The following is a 16,567-nucleotide window of genomic DNA, read 5'->3' as shown; positions in this document are numbered from 1 at the left end:
TCCCTTCTGTTATTTCTTTTCTCTTTTATAAAAAGGTGTTGGAACTACTGTTGCTTTCAGGCGTTTACCGCGAATTTCCACTTCTACCTCTGATTCAAGACCAGCAAATTCTGTCTTAATTAGGGCAAGACCGATATTCTTCTTTAAGGTTGGAGACTGAGTTCCAGTCGTAACCTCTCCGATTAATTCTTCACCTTTATAGACTGGATAGCCGTGACGAGGAATTCCTCGGTCAATCATTTCGATACCAACCAATTTTCGTGGGAGGCCGCTTTCTTTTTGCTGCTTTAAAGCTTCTTTCCCGATGAAATCTACTTCTTTATTTAATTTCACCGCAAACCCAATACCGGCTTCCAGTGGAGAAATTTCCGCTGATAACTCTTGGCCATAGAGTGCTAATACCGCTTCGAAACGAAGAGTATCGCGTGCGCCTAATCCGCATGGGAGTATCCCCTCTTCTTCTCCTGCTTTTAAAATTTCTTTCCAAAGCATTGCGGCTTCTGCAGAATCACAATATACCTCAAAGCCATCCTCACCAGTATATCCGGTTCTAGATACTAGTGCCTTTTTTCCATTTATGAGCACTTCCTGCTGGAATTTGAAAAAGCCAATTCCACTTAAATCAGTATCCGTAAGCTTTTGCAGTACCTTTTCAGCTAGAGGTCCCTGAACGGCGAGCTGTGCCGTTTTTTCAGAAAGGTTTTCAATGCTGACATCGCCCTCTAAATGATCTGCAAGCCATTTATAATCCTTTTCAATATTGGATGCATTCACAACCAATAAATAGTGATTATCTTCGATTTTATAAACGAGCAGATCATCAACAGTACCGCCGTTTTCATAGCACATTGCTGTGTACTGGGCGCCGCCGTTTTTAATTTTTGAAATATCGTTTGTCATCATTTTTTGTAAATAATTTAAGCTGTCAGCACCTTTTACTTCTACTTCCCCCATATGGGAAACATCGAATAATCCAGCTCTTGTCCTTACGGCTTCATGCTCTTCCTTAATGCTTGAAAACTGGATAGGCAGCTCCCAGCCACCGAAATCAATCGTTTTCCCGCCGTATTCCTTATAAACGTCAATCAGTGGAGTACGTTTCAATTCAGTCATCTAAAATCCCCCTTCAATCTTTTACATGTTCATTATTCGTAAAAATTGACTCTTTAACAGAGATTAACCCATTAACAAAATCAGGAAAAATATTATTCTGATTTCGCATTTAAAAAAGTATTTTGACAAAGGAAAACATAAAAAAGGACAGAAACCTCCCTTTAAACGTAAGAAGGTCTCTGTCCTTGCACCTGAAAGTTTAACCTGGAATGGCTTTCCCCTTTGGTGGCTGCCCAAATTTATACAGCACTCTCCAGAGCCGCGTCAAACAAGAGTTCTTTTGCCTGAGAGATTCACATGGACTGCTTGCTCCTTCGGCGCTACAAAGGTAGTCTCTCCCCTTGTTATCATTCGCATTTATAATATTTTCCAATTTGGTCATACTAATTATACTTCTAAAATAAATTACCTTATTAAAATATTTAAAACTTTCAAAGCTATTATCATCCTACCATTAAAACATTACATTGAGCAATAACTTTTGTAAGGAACTTTTGCAGGAACAGGAGCTGAAACGATGTCTGTCGAAATTGAATTTGATTCCTCATGGCAGGATGATTTTTTGCATAGAATTGACAACGATGGTCCATGGGGAAATTGGGAGCTTTTTAAACTGGCTATTGGGGTTGAAAAACACCTTGTCATTCCTGAATTCGAGGGCCTTCAGGCACCGAATCATCTGGCTAATTTAACACCACTGCCTCACCAGCTTGAAACCGCTAAGCAAGTTATCGAAAACATGAATGGAAAAGCAATTCTTGCCGATGAAGTCGGACTTGGGAAAACGATTGAAGCCGGGTTGATTTTAAAAGAATACATGATTCGAGGACTGGTAAAAAAAGTATTGATCCTTGTTCCCGCTTCATTAGTTACCCAATGGGCTATTGAACTGAATAGCAAGTTTTTTATTCCTGCCATCACCCAAAGGAAAAGCTATGTATGGGAACAGTGCGATGTGGTGGTTTCCTCGATTGATACAGCGAAGCGAAATCCGCATCGGGACATTATTTACCAGCAGGATTATGACCTCATCATTATCGATGAAGCCCATAAATTGAAAAATAATAAAACGAAAAACTATGAATTTGTTCAGAATTTAAAAAAGAAATTTTGTTTATTGTTGACCGCCACTCCGATTCAAAATAGAATCGAGGAAATTTTTAACCTTGTTTCACTCCTTAAGCCAGGTCATTTGGGCAGCGAAACCGCATTCTACGAAAAATACAAACGCGATTCCCGTTCCTTAAATGATGATGAGCATTTAAAAGAACTGGTCAATAAAGTTATGATTCGGAACCGCCGTGCCGATACGGGAATTGAATGGACGAAACGACATGTTGAAACAATTCCCATCGAATTTACACAACCGGAAAAAGAACTGTATATGTCGATTACAGACCTAAAAAGCGAAGGTGACTGGGTCCAGACAAGTGCTTTCTCGGTCATGACCCTACAGCGGGAAGCTTGCAGCAGCAGAGAAGCTGTTTTTTATACGCTTAAAAACATGCTGCAGAAAAAGGAAAATCCTTCACAGGCCTTTGAAGAACAAATCCAGTATTTAATTAAAAAGGTGGAAGCTGTTCAGCAAAATTCGAAGGCAGAAAAAGCACTCGAGTTAATTCAAAAAGTGAATGACAAAGTCATTATTTTTACGGAATACAGGGCAACCCAGTTGTATTTGCAATGGTATTTAAAGCAGCATGGAATCTCCTCAGTCCCTTTTCGCGGCGGGTTTAAGCGCGGTAAAAAAGACTGGATGCGTGAATTATTTCAAAAGCACGCCCAGGTGTTAATTGCAACGGAAGCAGGCGGCGAAGGAATTAATCTGCAGTTCTGTAATCATATCATTAACTTTGATTTGCCTTGGAACCCGATGAAACTGGAGCAGCGGATTGGACGGATTCATCGCCTTGGGCAGGAAAAGGATGTTATGATTTATAATTTTGCGATAAAGAACACGGTCGAAGAGCATATTCTCAAGCTATTGTATGAAAAAATTCATTTGTTTGAGAAGGTTATCGGCGAGCTCGATGATATTCTCACGAAACTGGAATTCGGCAATATTGAGGATCATTTAATTGATATTTTTGGACAGTCCGCATCAGAAGGTGAAATGCGCATCAAAATGGAAAATTTATCATCAATGATCGAATTTGCAGAAAGTATGAAGAAAGGAGATTCACATGCAGCAGCAGGAAATTCATAGCTTTCTTTTGAACTATTTTAAAGCAAATGATTGTCCGATTGTCGAGAATAAGCCGGGGTATTTAACCGTTCAGCTTACAATTGAACTTGATAAAGCTTTAATGAACCGCCCTTTTTACTGGCATTATTTAGAAAAAACGGGCGGAATTCCGAATCCGATGAAGCTGACGTTTATTACTAATCAAAAAGCGGCCCCTGAGAATATGAGAGGGGAGATTATTCATTTCGGCTCCCCTCGGCTCCATCAAATATTTGAATCGACGAAAAATTTGGCCAGTTATATTCGGCTTTATGAAAACCATCAATATGGCAGCAGCCAAACACCTTTGATGCCTTGGCTCTGTATGAATGTTAAAATTTCTTATCAATGTGATCGGAAACGAGATATTTTTAAGTCTATTGGTTTGCAGCTGATAAATGGGCAGATGGTGGAGGATTTCCATGACAGACTGCAGAAAATTCCGCTGACCCCTAAAATACCGGATTACTCCTTTACACTATCACCATTAGTAAAGCCGAAAAGTGGGATGTCAAGAATCGAAAATTACCTTAAAGCGATGATTGAGGATGATGACCATTCCTGGGCCGATGACGCGAAAAAACGCTGGGAAAAGGATTTACGTCTTTTAGACCACTTCTATGAAGATGCCGAAGAAGAAAATGAAAGCTACGAAACAGAAAAACAGGCATTAAAGGAGCAATACGAACCAAAAATAAACATTTCATTCATCAACGGCGGGCTTTTCTACTTAACTGAAAAAGCAATTTAATCCTGGGGTGTCAGGCACCATGTGAAAATTTCACATGCCTGACACCCTATTTAAATATTTTTACAAAAAAATTTTTTTTTTAAAAATTTTAGAAGGAAAAGAGAGAACCATGTCGAAATATTTGCAAAGACAAAATAAAAAGGTGGTGTTACCCATTGTTAGCTCAATTGAAATTTTAGCAAACAGGATCATCACAGATGCAGCCCGAAACCAGGCGACAGATATACATATTATTCCACGGAAGAAAGACACTCTTGTCCAGATTCGTTTAACTAACAAGCTCATTCCCCGATTATCACTTCCAAAAGAAGAATGCGACAGATTAATTTCACACTTTAAATTTACAGCCAATATGGATATCGGAGAAAGAAGACGCCCGCAAAGCGGAGCCATTTTTTGCGAGGTCGACGGAAAATTAATGGGCCTTAGACTTTCCACTCTTCCATCTAACAACAGAGAAAGTCTTGTGATCAGGCTATTACCCCAGCAGGAACAAATTCCTTTTCATCAGCTCTCACTCTTCCCTTCTATGACTAGAAAACTGCTAGCACTTCTCAAACATGCTCATGGATTAATTATTTTCACAGGTCCAACTGGCAGCGGCAAAACGACCACACTTTACTCCCTTTTGAATGAAACTGCCCACCTATTTCATCGCAATGTCATCACCCTTGAAGACCCAATAGAAAAAAACTACGACTCCGTTCTGCAGGTACAGGTCAATGAAAAAGCCGGCGTCACTTATGCAGCCGGTTTAAAGGCCATTCTTCGTCATGACCCTGATATTATCATGGTTGGTGAAATCAGGGATGCCGAAACAGCTAAAATTGCCGTAAGAGCAGCACTCACTGGGCATTTGGTTCTCAGCACGATGCATACAAGGGATGCCAGAGGTGCGGTTTACCGCCTCAGAGAATTCGGTGTCAATTGGTTAGAGGTGGAGCAAACATTAATTGCCATAACCGGGCAAAGATTAGTTGAGCTAACCTGCCCCTATTGTGAGGGAGATTGTTCCCCATTATGTTATACAGATGGAAGATGGAAAAGAGCCAGCGTGTTTGAACTGTTATCAGGAAGAAATTTAAGCAATACCATGAAAGCGGCAAAAGGTGAGAGTATTGAAACACATTATCGGACAATTAAAGATGTGATTAAAAAGGGCATTGCCCTTGGTTATATACAAGAATCTGAATATGACCGGCTGGTATACGATCATGAAAAAACGTAAATGGTCAGTTAACGAACAAGCCGCCTTTTTAAAGAGAATCGGTGAACTTTTAGCCAGGGGGTATCCAATTGCAGCTGCAATTGAGTCCATATCATTACATTTACCTAAGTCTAGAAAGGAGGAATTATATGATTGTTTAGTAGAGTTAAAAAGAGGTTTGCCTTTTCATGATGCACTGGACAAACTAGGATTTCACAAAGACTTAATTGGTTATGTTTATTTTGCTGAACAGCATGGAAGCTTCGCGGAAGCCCTGCTTGAAGGAAGCAGTCTTGCACAATTAAAGAATAAGGATTTACATAAGTTGATAACACTACTTCAATATCCTTTTGTCTTAATCTTGATTACTGGGTTTCTCTTTGTGTTTGTAGAGAATACCCTACTTCCAAGATTTACAACCCTGTTTACATCACTTGGCCTTGAAGAGAATTTCTTTACAAAGGTTATCTACACCTTTGACCATTATTTCCCTGTCTTTATTGAGACATTGCTCGTCCTATTATTCCTAACAGCAATCTACTACTTCTTCATCTTCCGAAAGTACTCTATCCTAAAACAACGGAAACTTCTTGTTCAGATTCCTATTGCTGGCAGAATCCTCAAATTGCTGTTTACCCACTACTTTTCCATTCAATTAAGTTTCCTTTTATCCGGCGGAATCTCAGTTTCAGAAGCTCTTATACTTTTTGAACAAAATGAAAAACAGCCCTTTTATAGCGAGCTCGGTAAAACGATTAAATTAAAGCTTGTTACCGGAGAAAAATTAGAGACGATTATTGCCACTTTTTCGTTTTTTGAAAAAGAATTTCCAATGATTGTGAAACATGGCCAAGAAAATGGAAAATTAGAACAGGAGTTGCTTTTTTTCAGCAAGCATTGCGTGTCCAACATGGAGGAAATAATTGAAAAAAGCTTAAAAACCATTCAACCAATTCTTTACTTATTTATTGGACTACTTGTTGTGTCAATGTATCTGTCAATTTTATTACCAATGTTTCATCTAATGGATGGAATTTAACAAATGGAGGTTATGAAAATGGTCATTAAAAAAATAAAAAACGAAAAGGGATTTACCTTAATCGAAATGATGATTGTTATGCTCGTCATATCAGTAATATTAATGATTACGATTCCGAATGTCACAAAACATAATTCGAATATCAATAACAAAGGCTGTGAAGCTTATGTAAAAATGGTTCAAGCCCAGGTTCAGGCATACGAAATGGAACATAACGAAGTTCCTACCCTTGCAAAACTGGAAACAGCAGGATATTTAAAAGAAGTTCAAGGCTGTCCTAACGGCAAGAATGTTGTCATCGATGCAGAAGGAAATGTTTCAGTTGCCTCATCATGATGAACAACCAAAGAGGATTTACATTAGCTGAGTCCTTGGTCGTTCTCTCCATCTTTATGATCCTTTCCTTAATTACAACCATTTCTTTAAAACCACAGCAGGCTGTATTAGAAGAGGCGGCGTTTTTTACCCAATTGAAGGCAGACTTATATTATGCTCAGAACTATGCCATCTCCCATCAACATGAGGTTTCGGTAGTTTTTATCCCAAGTGGGTATGAGTATTCTATGTTTTTGCGGACCGAGATCCCGCCCATAGTTGAGAGAACATATTCAAACAACATTTATCTTACGAAAGGAACTCTCCCTTTATATTTCAAATTCCTTCCAGACGGAAATGTAAATAAATTTGGTTCCTTCGTGATCCACACTCAAAAAAATGATTATGTCATGACCGTTTTGATTGGAAAGGGACGGTTTTATGTTACGGAACAATAATGGATTTTTTTTGCTGGAACTATTATTATCGCTTTCAGCCCTTTTAATGATTTGTCTGTTTTTTATACCGTTATTCATTGATATAAGAGCTCAATCTAGAACACTGGAAATTGAAAAAAAGGCCAGGCAAATCATGTTTGAGGAACTACAAGCAAAATTAGTCGATAATCCAGTTTTTGTAAATTATTCAATTAATCACAATAGCATTGAGTACCAAATCAATTGGACTGAAAACAGCAAGTCCAAGGAGGTGTGCGTAAGAGTTGATGACAGTTCACTCCATAAACAAACCGAAATATGCAGCCAACTTGAATGATAAAGCTTTTACGCTCATCGAAGTGCTCATTGCCCTTTCCATCTTTTCTGTCCTTGCTTTTTTTATGATGCCTATTTTTCAAATTTTGCTTAACAGTAACGATTCGAAAGCAGAATTACAAACAATGGAGTGGGAAGTTTTTTGCAGTCAGATAAAAAAAGAAATCCGATTGTCCACAAAGGCCCAAGTAATTTCTGGCCGATTAATCCTGACAAAGGACGCAGATACGATTCAGTATGAGAAATATGACTCCGATCTGCGCAGGAGGGTCAATTCCACCGGACATGAAATTCTTCTGCAAAATGTAGCTCAGTATTCCTTTACCATCCAAAACAATTCGGTAAAAGTAACGGTTAAGGATCTTTCAGGAAAAGATTATTCGGTGATTGCTTATTCCTTAGTAACTTGGAATGCGGCTCCATGAAAAATAGTCAAAGTGGATTTACTTATCCTTTAACACTTTGCCTGCTCATCCTTTTTCTTATTTTTTTCTCAATCCATGTTGAACAATTACTAACCGAAAGAAAAATGGTTCATGAAACGGGCACAATCCTGCAGGAAGAATATTATTTCCTTTCAGCTGTGAAAAAAATGGAGAATCTGTTCCAATCTGTCGGAGCGATTCCTTTAAAAGGAACGCTCGTTTATCAAAAGGGCAATATGGGATATCAGGCCGAAACGCCAGCAGGGTATGTTCAAAAGGTCAATTTTACGCTTACCCTATACTCTGGAGAAACTGCATATGGGATAGGATATTTTGAGACGAGAACAAAAAAGTTAATAAAATGGATAGAAATGAATTAATTTGTTTGAAAAAATAAATCTTGGACATACTTATATGTGTACAAAAAGGCAGGTGTGTCCATGAAAACGAATGATTATGTAAAATATATGACACAAACCATTGTTAAATATGCAGACCAGCCAAAAGAGGAAAGGCAACGTATACGTCAAGAGCGTAAAGACGGAAGGGCTTCCTTTTGGTATCGATGGTTTGGAATTCTCCCTTATATCCTATACTCCGAAGTTAAGAAAAGAAGGAAAATGTAAGAAGCGGTCGTTCATGACCGCTTCTCTTTTTTACCAAGCATTCCAATAAAATCACATTGACTTTATACCTTCCCCTTCAAATTCAACCCAAATATCTATATTGTTACAATATAAAGTCCATAATTGTGAACATTTTCTAAACATATAGTGTTTACCTTGTTAACCTCATTCCCTGTTTATTATTGCTGTATTATAATGGAATAAATTATGGGGGTCCGAGGTGAACAAGAGATGGAACAAACTTTAAAGATTACAAACGTTTTGTCAGATCCAACGCGGTACTACATTTATCAATACATTACGAAACGTCATCAAGAAGTAACTGTCCAAGAAGTAGCGGATAATTTTAATATTCATCCAAATGTGGCAAGGTTGCATTTATCAAAGCTTGAAGATGTAAACATGTTGGCATCTGAAACAAAAAAAACGGGCAAAGGCGGCAGACCAAGCAGATTATATCGCTTATCTGATGATGTCATTCAGCTGCATTTTCCATACCGGGACTATATGCTCCTTTCGAAGGTGGCGATTCAAACCATGATTTCCCTTGGGGAAGCTGGCAGAGAAGCCCTTTTCTTAACAGGAAAACGCTTTGGTGCAGAAATTATTGAGCAGGAAATGGCAAAAAGATCAATTGGTGAAGAATTAGAATTCGAGCAAAAGCTAAATATATTAAAGAGTGCAGCAACACTCGCAGGTTTCTATCCGGAATTTGAAGCAAATGGTGAAAAAACCAAAATATACTTCCAAATTTTCAATTGTCCTTTTAAAGAAGTGGCTGAAGAGCATACGGAAACAGTTTGCAGTATGCACCATGAATTTTTAAAAGGAATGTTTGGAGCTCTTTTTGAATCGGTAGAGTTAATTGAAAGAGAAAATATGATTTCCGGTTGTGAAACCTGTTCTTATCAAGCATTTGTTACAAACTAATTCGAAACCATTATTTACATTGCACCTCCTTTTCTTTATAATATTGTAATGATGGTATCGTAGGGTAAAAGGAGGGATACATATGGATCGCATGTTCAGAGTTTGTGGTTTCTGGACGGGCATTTTCACCGTTATGTTATATCTTGGTGATTTGGATAAGACAGCTCTGCTTTTCTTAGCCCAAACAGGATTCTTCGTTCTGTTAAGTTATCTTAAACTTTCCGAGCGTATGTATTTGTATGTTTTCGGAGCATATTTAACTATTTTCTTCGCTGGCTTTACATATTGGACAACGTTCATGATGCCACTTGGTGGAGGAGAATAAGAAAAAATAAAAACGCCGTTAAAACCGGCGTTTTTATTTTTTATAAGGAGAATAGTTCACTTTCACTCATATGAAGACCTTTTTGTTGAATAATAACATGAAAGTAAGAACTCATTCCCGATGGCATTATCAAACTGCGTATAGCCCTATTCCTTTTGCTAACCTCTGAAAAAGGATTGGGGTCATAATGGTCTTCTAGTTCCTTAAGAATACCGGATTTAACTAAAAATTCATCCTGCCTAAGTTTTGTTAACAATTGTAAACTTACTTGTTCCCCTTTTTGGATAAGATAATCAAAATGGATATGCGTGGTAATATCCATTTCACCTGGATTTTCTAGGACATTATCTATCATCCTATGTTGATGATATCCTCTCAAGCTTCCCTCAGCCCTCCGGGGGTTCATCCACTCTTCATTTGTATAACCATAATCCGCCGTCACAACAAATCCTTTGGTAAGTACATTCGAGATATTCTGCAACATTTTTTCCATCACTATGGGAATCTCCATCCGTTGATTATCTCTCAGCATCATATCGCTTTCTTGTAAAAAGCGGAGAATATCTTCATTTTCTAAAGGTATCATTTGCTCTACAAGACCCTCACTTTGATAACCGACCATAACTTCGAATAACTGTCCATGCCTTTTTTCAATGACGTGGACCGGTAGTGCATCAAAGAGTTCATTGGAAAAAATCACCCCTTCAAAGGCTTGAAGCTCCATCAAGTTCTCTATTTGGATCACCGATGGATAATTTTTTAATAATTCCTTTTGCAAGTTTCGGTGGAAGGGACTTGTTTCCACAATGATGTATTGTAATGGTGTATTGATTGTGTCATGCCATTCCTTCAGAAAAGATTGAGCAAATCGGCCATTACCTGCCCCAATTTCGCAAAATATAGGTTCGATGATCGCTGTCTTACATAATCGCGAAAACCAGTTGGCGATTAATCTGCCATATACATCTGAGATATTACTCGTGGTAATAAAGTCGCCTTGCCGCCCAATCTTTTGTTTATCTTTCATATAATATCCGAATTGCGGATGATAAAGGGCTGCACCTATATAGTCAGCAAAGGATATAAGACGACTTGGTGAATTAGAAATTAGATGCTTTAAATATGTATCCATCTTTGCTCCTTTAAATTAACACTATTGACATAGTGAAAACTTTATTATATTGTAAAGTTAGTAGCTTAACAATATCCCCTCCCATTATTATGAATAGAGCATCCCCCAGAAAGACCCTTCTCCTAAGGAGAAGGGTCTTTCTATTTAGGTTAAACTTGGCTGTTGATTTGCGCTCCAGACGCTTCGCTCCATTCAACAGATTATCAAAATTAACGATGACTATTTACAATTCTTTAGTTAGAAGCCATTCAAAAACGGATTACCGTCCATTTCATCAACAATCGTTGTTGCTGGCCCATGTCCGGATAATACATAGGTTTCTTCGGGTAATGATAAGAGCTTGTCATGAATACTTTTTAGCAGTTGGTCCTGATTTCCCCCTGGAAGATCTGTACGACCGATACTGCCTTGAAATAAAGCATCGCCTGAGATGACAAATCCGTCTTTTTCAAAATAATAAGAAACACTTCCTGGTGAATGACCTGGTGTATGAAAAACAGTAAACTCAAAATTATCGATTTTCATTACGCCTTCATTTTTTATAAGATGGTCGGCGGGATTTACCCGAATTTCTTCAATTAGCCTAAAGAAAGCTGATCCATTTAGCCCAGGGTCTCCGAGCCATTTTTCTTCTTGTTTGTGGACATATACGGGAATGTTATAAAAATCTCTTACTTCATTTACTGCGCCAATATGGTCAAAGTGCGCATGGGTAAGCAGGATTGCAGCAGGCTTTAAGCCTCTCTTTGTTAATACATTGATCAGTTTTTTCCCTTCACCGCCTGGGTCGAAAATTAAACAATTACGATCCGAATTTTCAACAATATAACAATTGGTCTGAATACTTCCTAAGGGTATTTGCTGCCATTTCATTTTCATTGTTCCTCCAAATTGGAATTGAGATACAATTATTTTACACTATTAATTAGGAAGGCGGAAGAATTGCCTTAAAAAGGGGGATACTTAAATGATAAGAGCGTTGGCAGTCGAAGCTAACTCTGAAATTGCTGATTTCCCAGAATTTCATGATTTGTTATTTCAAGAGACCAACATTGATTGGAATGTTGGAAACTTTTTTATTTACCTTAAAGATGAGGAGGCGAACCTTGCTAAAGAATTATTAGAGGTTGCTGTTCTTTTTGAACATATTCACCCGATACTCGTTGTGGCAAATGGTAAAAAGAGCACAACTTTTGAGGATTATGCACTTGTATTTGACGAAGACCATTGCGGTCTATTTGCGTCTGATATTATTCCCTTCTTTATTACCGGGGGAAATCAAAATGACATTCAAATGGCGATGTATCAATTTGAGGAGCATTTGGTGTTTGAAACAATGGAAAATGGATCTGCCTTATTCTTTATTGAGAAGAACAATATTGAACTGATTCAGAAAATTGCCAGGGCATATCAGATTGTTGTCACTTTTGCCCTCGACAAATGAAAGAAAAAAATATAAAATAGGTATCGAATGTATATAATATTGTTACATAATTTTCTTTCAAACTTAGGCTTCATGCCTGCTTATTACTTATAAAGGGGGATTTCTCATGGGTTTGGTTATCATTTTTGCTCTTGTTACCTTGCTCGCTGCATTTGGAGGATTAAGGTCACTAAAGGATAAAAATATGCTAGCTGCATTTTGGGGTGTAGCATCCTTTCTTGTTTTCGGCTGGTTTACCGTTATGACTATTGTTGAACACGGTTTCCCAACTGGAACACATTAAAAAAAGACTGTCATTCGACAGTCTTTTTTTGTGTCATTCTTTTATCATCTTATATATTTTCTTTGCTTTTAAATCGATAATATTTTCAAAACTGTTTCCAAATAACAAGGCGTCGCCTGATGGTGAAATAGTGATGGGCTCGTTATCTAAACCCTCCATAATTACTTTGTTGCTCCCCTTTTTAACATCATATAATGCTAATTGAAAACCACTCGAATAAGAATCAATTTCACCACTGCTCAGCGGTTGGAGAGTAATAAATTGTCTTTTACTCTCATTGTAATCATAAAAAGGAACTAGCCAATCAGAAAACTTAGTCAATTGCGGAATTGAGAATGAATATATTTCTTTATTCCTTTGGTCATAGAAGGAATAGACAGCCCTCGATTGATCCTGCTTATTCACCGTGATGGTCATAAGTAAATTGCGAAATGTTGAAAAATGAATGGCTGATGGAAATATAGGTTTCTCACTTTTATTATCCAGGTTCATCCTGATTAGTGGAGCAAATAAAGCAGGATTATTTTCATCCCAATTTAAGAAAACAATCTCCTTCTCATTCATCCATTTTATAAATGGCTGTGGTATGGACAGCTCTTTTGTTTTTGAATTTTCGAAGTCTAGTAATGAAACTGAGAAAGTCCAATCTTCAGCAAATTTGGTAACGAGTATTTGTGATTCGTTATAAGGATTCCAATCAAACTCTAACTCATGGGATGAAAATGATTTATTTAGTTTTTGTGTACCCTTAGCATCGATTATTGTTACTAAGCCCTCATACGAAGATGGAGAGGAATGAATCAATATATAATTTTTTGATGGACTTATTTCAACTGTAACGATTGGATGCTCACTTTTATAAATTAAATCACTTTTGCCTGTTAATAAATGATATCGGTAGACATTGGAAGTCTGCTCGACGTTTGTTATATAGAGGACTTCGGTATCTGAGAACCACCCGGCAAACTTGTAAAATTCACCTTCTGGTGGTGATACTGGCAACTTCCATTCTGTTCTTTGCTCAGTAGTAGGAGTTTGGCTCTTATTAGGTTTGGCTGAAGTTTTTGATTTCTGCGGGCCCTTATTCGTGCAGGCACTTACAAGGAGGGTCATCACAATCAATATAATGAACAAAGTATGGTTTTGATAGGACTTTATTCGCTTTAACTGAATCATCTTCCCCCTCCTTGTATCTCTCTTCGGCTTTTTTATTAATGTTATTAATTTTAATGAGAATAAACGGACAATACAAGTATTGAGCTTATTAATTTTATAAATAAAGGGCTGCTAAAAATATTGCTTCGGTACGTTTCAATATTTCTGGAAATTGCGATAGCGGCAGGGGGTTTATTCCCTTTCCTAACTCCAACGTAAAACCTGGCTGTTTAAACTCCTGGATAAACCAGTCCTTATAACCTGCATGGCTATTTACATAGCGAATCGCCTTGTATCCGCTGACTTTTTCAAATTCTTTAGCAATCGTCTCTGATTCAGCAGGTTCAAAGCCCTCATAGCCCCAATAAAATTCCTCACCTTGGGTATGGAACGCTAATACACGATTAAATAGGTTATTTTTTGCCAAATCAGCCATGGCTATGGCTTCTGGTTCCGTTAACGGCAAATTGCCTGGATAGTCCCTTGGCGCTGGTGATTTGGGCCGCTTGTTTTGTTTACAAATATCCCAGTTAGCCGGAAATTGATTATTTAAATCAATGCCTCGAATATTTGCTTTCCAATGAATAAAATCATCAATACCTTCATTAATGCTGATGACTTCATCCCTTAAACCAGTAGGAGCTCCGTTTAAAACCAGATCCACGCCATCAGGATTAACCATTGGAACGATAGACAATTCAACATTTTGATATAATTCAAGAGTATTCCTTCCTCCCATTAAGCTTCCATTTGTTAATGAAAGAAGATACTGATTTAACAGATGCATCAGCACTATAGTAGTAATCCATTCATTCGCATGGAAAGAGGCATTCATATGTACTTTTTTAGTACCCTTTCCAATCCGGATTTCCTTAATCGAATTTCCAAGTACACTGCTTCCAATTGCAGAAACGTTTATAAATGGGTATACCTTTTGAAAATGATTAATTATTTTAACTAAACTCTTATAATCGCAGCCTGCTTTTGCTGATAAATAGGGTTTAGTAATCCTTTCAGGCAAGTAAATCGTTTCACCCACTATTAACTGTTTAGAATCCAGGTTTTGATTTAATAAAAGAATGGCATCAAAGGCTAAATTTTTAGATTGGGCTATTTTCCAAAAGGTATCTTCTTTTTTAATGGTATATGGTACAGAAATAAATCCCGGCAAAAGTATTTTTTCAGAGACTTTTAAATGAACTGGGTCAACACCCCGGTTGGAATCGATTATGAGGTCGAGCGGTACCATAAACAAATTACTCAAATATGACAAGGTATCTCCGGAGCGTACAATTATCTCCATAATATCTCCCTCCATTTTATATGAACATATGAAAGAGATTAGAAAAAATGATTTCAAAAGAAAAAACCTGCAAAATATGCAGGCTTAATCCAAATTATCTTATAGGTTTAATTTATTTTTTATGAGCCATGCCGCTCCAAGTACTCCAGCATCATTTCCCAATGTAGCAACCGCTAGCTTAGTAGAATCTTTTACAGATGAGAAAGCATATTTTTCAAAGTTTTCTCTGACAGACTTTAATAAAATATCACCAGCTTTTGATACACCGCCGCCCAGAACAATCTTTTCAGGATTAAGGGTGTTTGCTATATTTGCCAAAACAAATCCTAAATGGAATGAAACATCTTCTAATACCTTTTTAGCCAATAAATCTCCATTTCGGGCAGAATCAAAAACATCTTTTGCCGTAATATTTCCATTTGCTGCATGCTTTTCAGCTAATTCTCCATTTGATTCGCCTTTTAAAAGTGCTTCATTAGCCAAACGAACGATGCCAGTTGCTGAGGCAACGGTCTCCAAACAGCCTGTTTTTCCACAATTACAAGGAGCCCCGCCAAATGGAATGGCGGTAATATGACCAATCTCTCCTGCAGCACCGTTAACCCCTTGAACAATATTTCCGTTTGCAATGACGCCTCCGCCAACACCTGTTCCTAAGGTGACACAAACCAGGTCCTTCGCTCCATTACCTGCACCCTGCCACATTTCTCCTAATGCCGCACAGTTTGCATCATTTTCAATTACTGCTGGCAAGGAAGTTGCTGCCTCTAAGCTTTCTTTAAGCGGGTAGTTATCCTTCCAGCCAAGGTTGACAACATTTAAAATGATTCCAGATTCATAATCTACTGGACCTGGTGCTCCCATTCCGATTCCAACTAATTGTTCTAGGTTGGCTTCAAGCTCATTCAGTTTTTCATTGATTGATTTTGCAATATTGGAAGTGATGTTTTGACCTTCGTTCGAATTATCTGTTGGAATTTCCCATTTATGTACGATAACTCCATCCATTGATATAAAAGCAATTTTAGTCGTTGTTCCACCCAAATCAACACCTGCGATCCACTGACCTGACATTTATCTCACCTATCTTTATGATTGACTTTTTTCTTTTTGAAATTGTATTTCTTGTCTTAAAATTAAAAGGGCTGTTTGATATTCCCTTTGCTCGATTAACTGGGCTTGAAACAACTCCGTTAATTCCGCTTCCATGAGTTCTAGGTCTGCTACTCTATCCCCGATATAAATAATCGTTCCAAATCTCTTTAAAAATTGTTGAATTTCATAAACCGTTTTCATCTAGAATCCCCTTAGTTTATTAAATGGAGAAAATAATATTATAGAAAAAGTATACCGTAAGCGACATTTCTCCTCAAGGAAATATATTTTAAACGAAGGTTTATTTAAATATAGGCTTTGTTGTTGATTTACGCTCCAGGCGCTTGCGGTTCGCGGGCGTGCCGGGGAGCCTCCTCGGCGCTTTGGCGCCTGCTGGGTCTCCCCTTCCCCGTACTCCCGCAGGAGT

The 16,567-nt window shown here is 37.8% G+C and carries 20 protein-coding genes and 1 riboswitch; of the genes, 13 read left to right on the top strand and 7 right to left on the bottom strand.

Translation table 11 applies throughout. From position 1 onward, the window contains the following. Positions 1 to 9: 9 nt before the first annotated feature. Positions 10 to 1,113 (bottom strand): glycine cleavage system aminomethyltransferase GcvT, encoded by a 1,104-nt coding sequence (gene gcvT, locus ACIFOT_RS29620; protein ID WP_430071751.1) that lies wholly within the window; start codon positions 1,111 to 1,113, stop codon positions 10 to 12. 262 nt (positions 1,114 to 1,375) lie between these two features. Continuing rightward, positions 1,376 to 1,464, bottom strand: a riboswitch (glycine riboswitch). 166 nt (positions 1,465 to 1,630) lie between these two features. On the opposite strand from gcvT, the gene ACIFOT_RS29615 reads away from it, so the two are divergent. From ACIFOT_RS29615 to ACIFOT_RS29565, 11 genes are all read left to right on the top strand, one after another. After that, positions 1,631 to 3,319, top strand: a complete 1,689-nt coding sequence (locus tag ACIFOT_RS29615; RefSeq protein ID WP_430071748.1) for a DEAD/DEAH box helicase — start codon at positions 1,631 to 1,633, stop codon at positions 3,317 to 3,319. After that, positions 3,297 to 4,088, top strand: a complete 792-nt coding sequence (locus ACIFOT_RS29610) for a YqhG family protein (RefSeq protein WP_430071745.1) — start codon at positions 3,297 to 3,299, stop codon at positions 4,086 to 4,088. The genes ACIFOT_RS29615 and ACIFOT_RS29610 overlap by 23 nt, the downstream gene beginning before the upstream one ends. 109 nt (positions 4,089 to 4,197) lie before the next feature. Continuing rightward, positions 4,198 to 5,316: a competence type IV pilus ATPase ComGA gene (gene comGA, locus ACIFOT_RS29605; protein WP_430071742.1), complete on the top strand. Its 1,119-nt coding sequence runs from the start codon at positions 4,198 to 4,200 to the stop codon at positions 5,314 to 5,316. Continuing rightward, positions 5,303 to 6,334, top strand: a complete 1,032-nt coding sequence (gene comGB / locus ACIFOT_RS29600) for a competence type IV pilus assembly protein ComGB (RefSeq protein WP_430071738.1) — start codon at positions 5,303 to 5,305, stop codon at positions 6,332 to 6,334. Before comGA ends, comGB begins: the two co-directional genes overlap by 14 nt. A 12-nt stretch (positions 6,335 to 6,346) precedes the next feature. Next, complete coding sequence (gene comGC / locus ACIFOT_RS29595) at positions 6,347 to 6,670, top strand: competence type IV pilus major pilin ComGC (protein WP_430071835.1); 324 nt, start codon at positions 6,347 to 6,349, stop codon at positions 6,668 to 6,670. Beyond that, positions 6,667 to 7,107, top strand: coding sequence for a competence type IV pilus minor pilin ComGD (comGD, locus tag ACIFOT_RS29590; protein ID WP_430071736.1), 441 nt, complete (start codon positions 6,667 to 6,669; stop codon positions 7,105 to 7,107). Before comGC ends, comGD begins: the two co-directional genes overlap by 4 nt. A gap of 266 nt (positions 7,108 to 7,373) precedes the next feature. Further along, positions 7,374 to 7,847 carry a competence type IV pilus minor pilin ComGF gene (gene comGF, locus ACIFOT_RS29585; protein WP_430071832.1) on the top strand — a complete coding sequence of 158 codons (474 nt, stop codon included), beginning with the start codon at positions 7,374 to 7,376 and terminating at the stop codon, positions 7,845 to 7,847. Next, positions 7,844 to 8,227: a competence type IV pilus minor pilin ComGG gene (gene comGG, locus ACIFOT_RS29580; RefSeq protein WP_430071733.1), complete on the top strand. Its 384-nt coding sequence runs from the start codon at positions 7,844 to 7,846 to the stop codon at positions 8,225 to 8,227. Before comGF ends, comGG begins: the two co-directional genes overlap by 4 nt. Positions 8,228 to 8,287: 60 nt before the next feature. After that, positions 8,288 to 8,473 carry a YqzE family protein gene (locus tag ACIFOT_RS29575; protein WP_430071731.1) on the top strand — a complete coding sequence of 62 codons (186 nt, stop codon included), beginning with the start codon at positions 8,288 to 8,290 and terminating at the stop codon, positions 8,471 to 8,473. A 231-nt stretch (positions 8,474 to 8,704) separates the two neighbouring features. Next, the gene (locus ACIFOT_RS29570; protein ID WP_430071728.1) at positions 8,705 to 9,403 is read left to right on the top strand and encodes a helix-turn-helix transcriptional regulator; all 699 of its coding nucleotides are present in this window, start codon (positions 8,705 to 8,707) and stop codon (positions 9,401 to 9,403) included. A gap of 82 nt (positions 9,404 to 9,485) precedes the next feature. Next, positions 9,486 to 9,728 carry a DUF2626 domain-containing protein gene (locus ACIFOT_RS29565; RefSeq protein ID WP_430071726.1) on the top strand — a complete coding sequence of 81 codons (243 nt, stop codon included), beginning with the start codon at positions 9,486 to 9,488 and terminating at the stop codon, positions 9,726 to 9,728. 40 nt (positions 9,729 to 9,768) lie between these two features. Here the strand turns inward: ACIFOT_RS29565 and ACIFOT_RS29560 are convergent, their stop codons facing one another. Next, positions 9,769 to 10,860, bottom strand: coding sequence for a class I SAM-dependent methyltransferase (locus tag ACIFOT_RS29560; protein ID WP_430071723.1), 1,092 nt, complete (start codon positions 10,858 to 10,860; stop codon positions 9,769 to 9,771). 237 nt (positions 10,861 to 11,097) lie between these two features. After that, entirely contained in the window at positions 11,098 to 11,733 is a 636-nt protein-coding gene (locus tag ACIFOT_RS29555) for an MBL fold metallo-hydrolase (protein ID WP_430071829.1), read from the bottom strand. A gap of 94 nt (positions 11,734 to 11,827) precedes the next feature. On the opposite strand from ACIFOT_RS29555, the gene ACIFOT_RS29550 reads away from it, so the two are divergent. Beyond that, entirely contained in the window at positions 11,828 to 12,304 is a 477-nt protein-coding gene (locus ACIFOT_RS29550; RefSeq protein WP_430071720.1) for a hypothetical protein, read from the top strand. A gap of 106 nt (positions 12,305 to 12,410) precedes the next feature. Further along, positions 12,411 to 12,587 (top strand): DUF2759 domain-containing protein, encoded by a 177-nt coding sequence (locus tag ACIFOT_RS29545; RefSeq protein WP_430071717.1) that lies wholly within the window; start codon positions 12,411 to 12,413, stop codon positions 12,585 to 12,587. Positions 12,588 to 12,620: 33 nt separating this feature from the next. On the opposite strand, the gene ACIFOT_RS29540 is transcribed toward ACIFOT_RS29545, so the two are convergent. The 4 genes from ACIFOT_RS29540 to ACIFOT_RS29525 form a co-directional block, all read right to left on the bottom strand. After that, positions 12,621 to 13,763, bottom strand: coding sequence for a hypothetical protein (locus tag ACIFOT_RS29540; protein WP_430071715.1), 1,143 nt, complete (start codon positions 13,761 to 13,763; stop codon positions 12,621 to 12,623). A 94-nt stretch (positions 13,764 to 13,857) separates the two neighbouring features. Beyond that, positions 13,858 to 15,045, bottom strand: coding sequence for a M14 family metallopeptidase (locus ACIFOT_RS29535; RefSeq protein ID WP_430071712.1), 1,188 nt, complete (start codon positions 15,043 to 15,045; stop codon positions 13,858 to 13,860). A 99-nt stretch (positions 15,046 to 15,144) separates the two neighbouring features. Then, on the bottom strand, positions 15,145 to 16,119 hold the full coding sequence (locus tag ACIFOT_RS29530) for an ROK family glucokinase (protein ID WP_430071710.1): 975 nt from the start codon (positions 16,117 to 16,119) through the stop codon (positions 15,145 to 15,147). A 15-nt stretch (positions 16,120 to 16,134) separates the two neighbouring features. Then, entirely contained in the window at positions 16,135 to 16,341 is a 207-nt protein-coding gene (locus ACIFOT_RS29525; protein WP_430071707.1) for a YqgQ family protein, read from the bottom strand. Positions 16,342 to 16,567: the final 226 nt, after the last annotated feature.

The organism is Neobacillus sp. NRS-1170, from assembly GCF_050468025.1.
The sequence above is the reverse complement of the archived record's forward strand: the minus strand, read 5'-3'. Positions and strand labels throughout refer to the sequence as shown.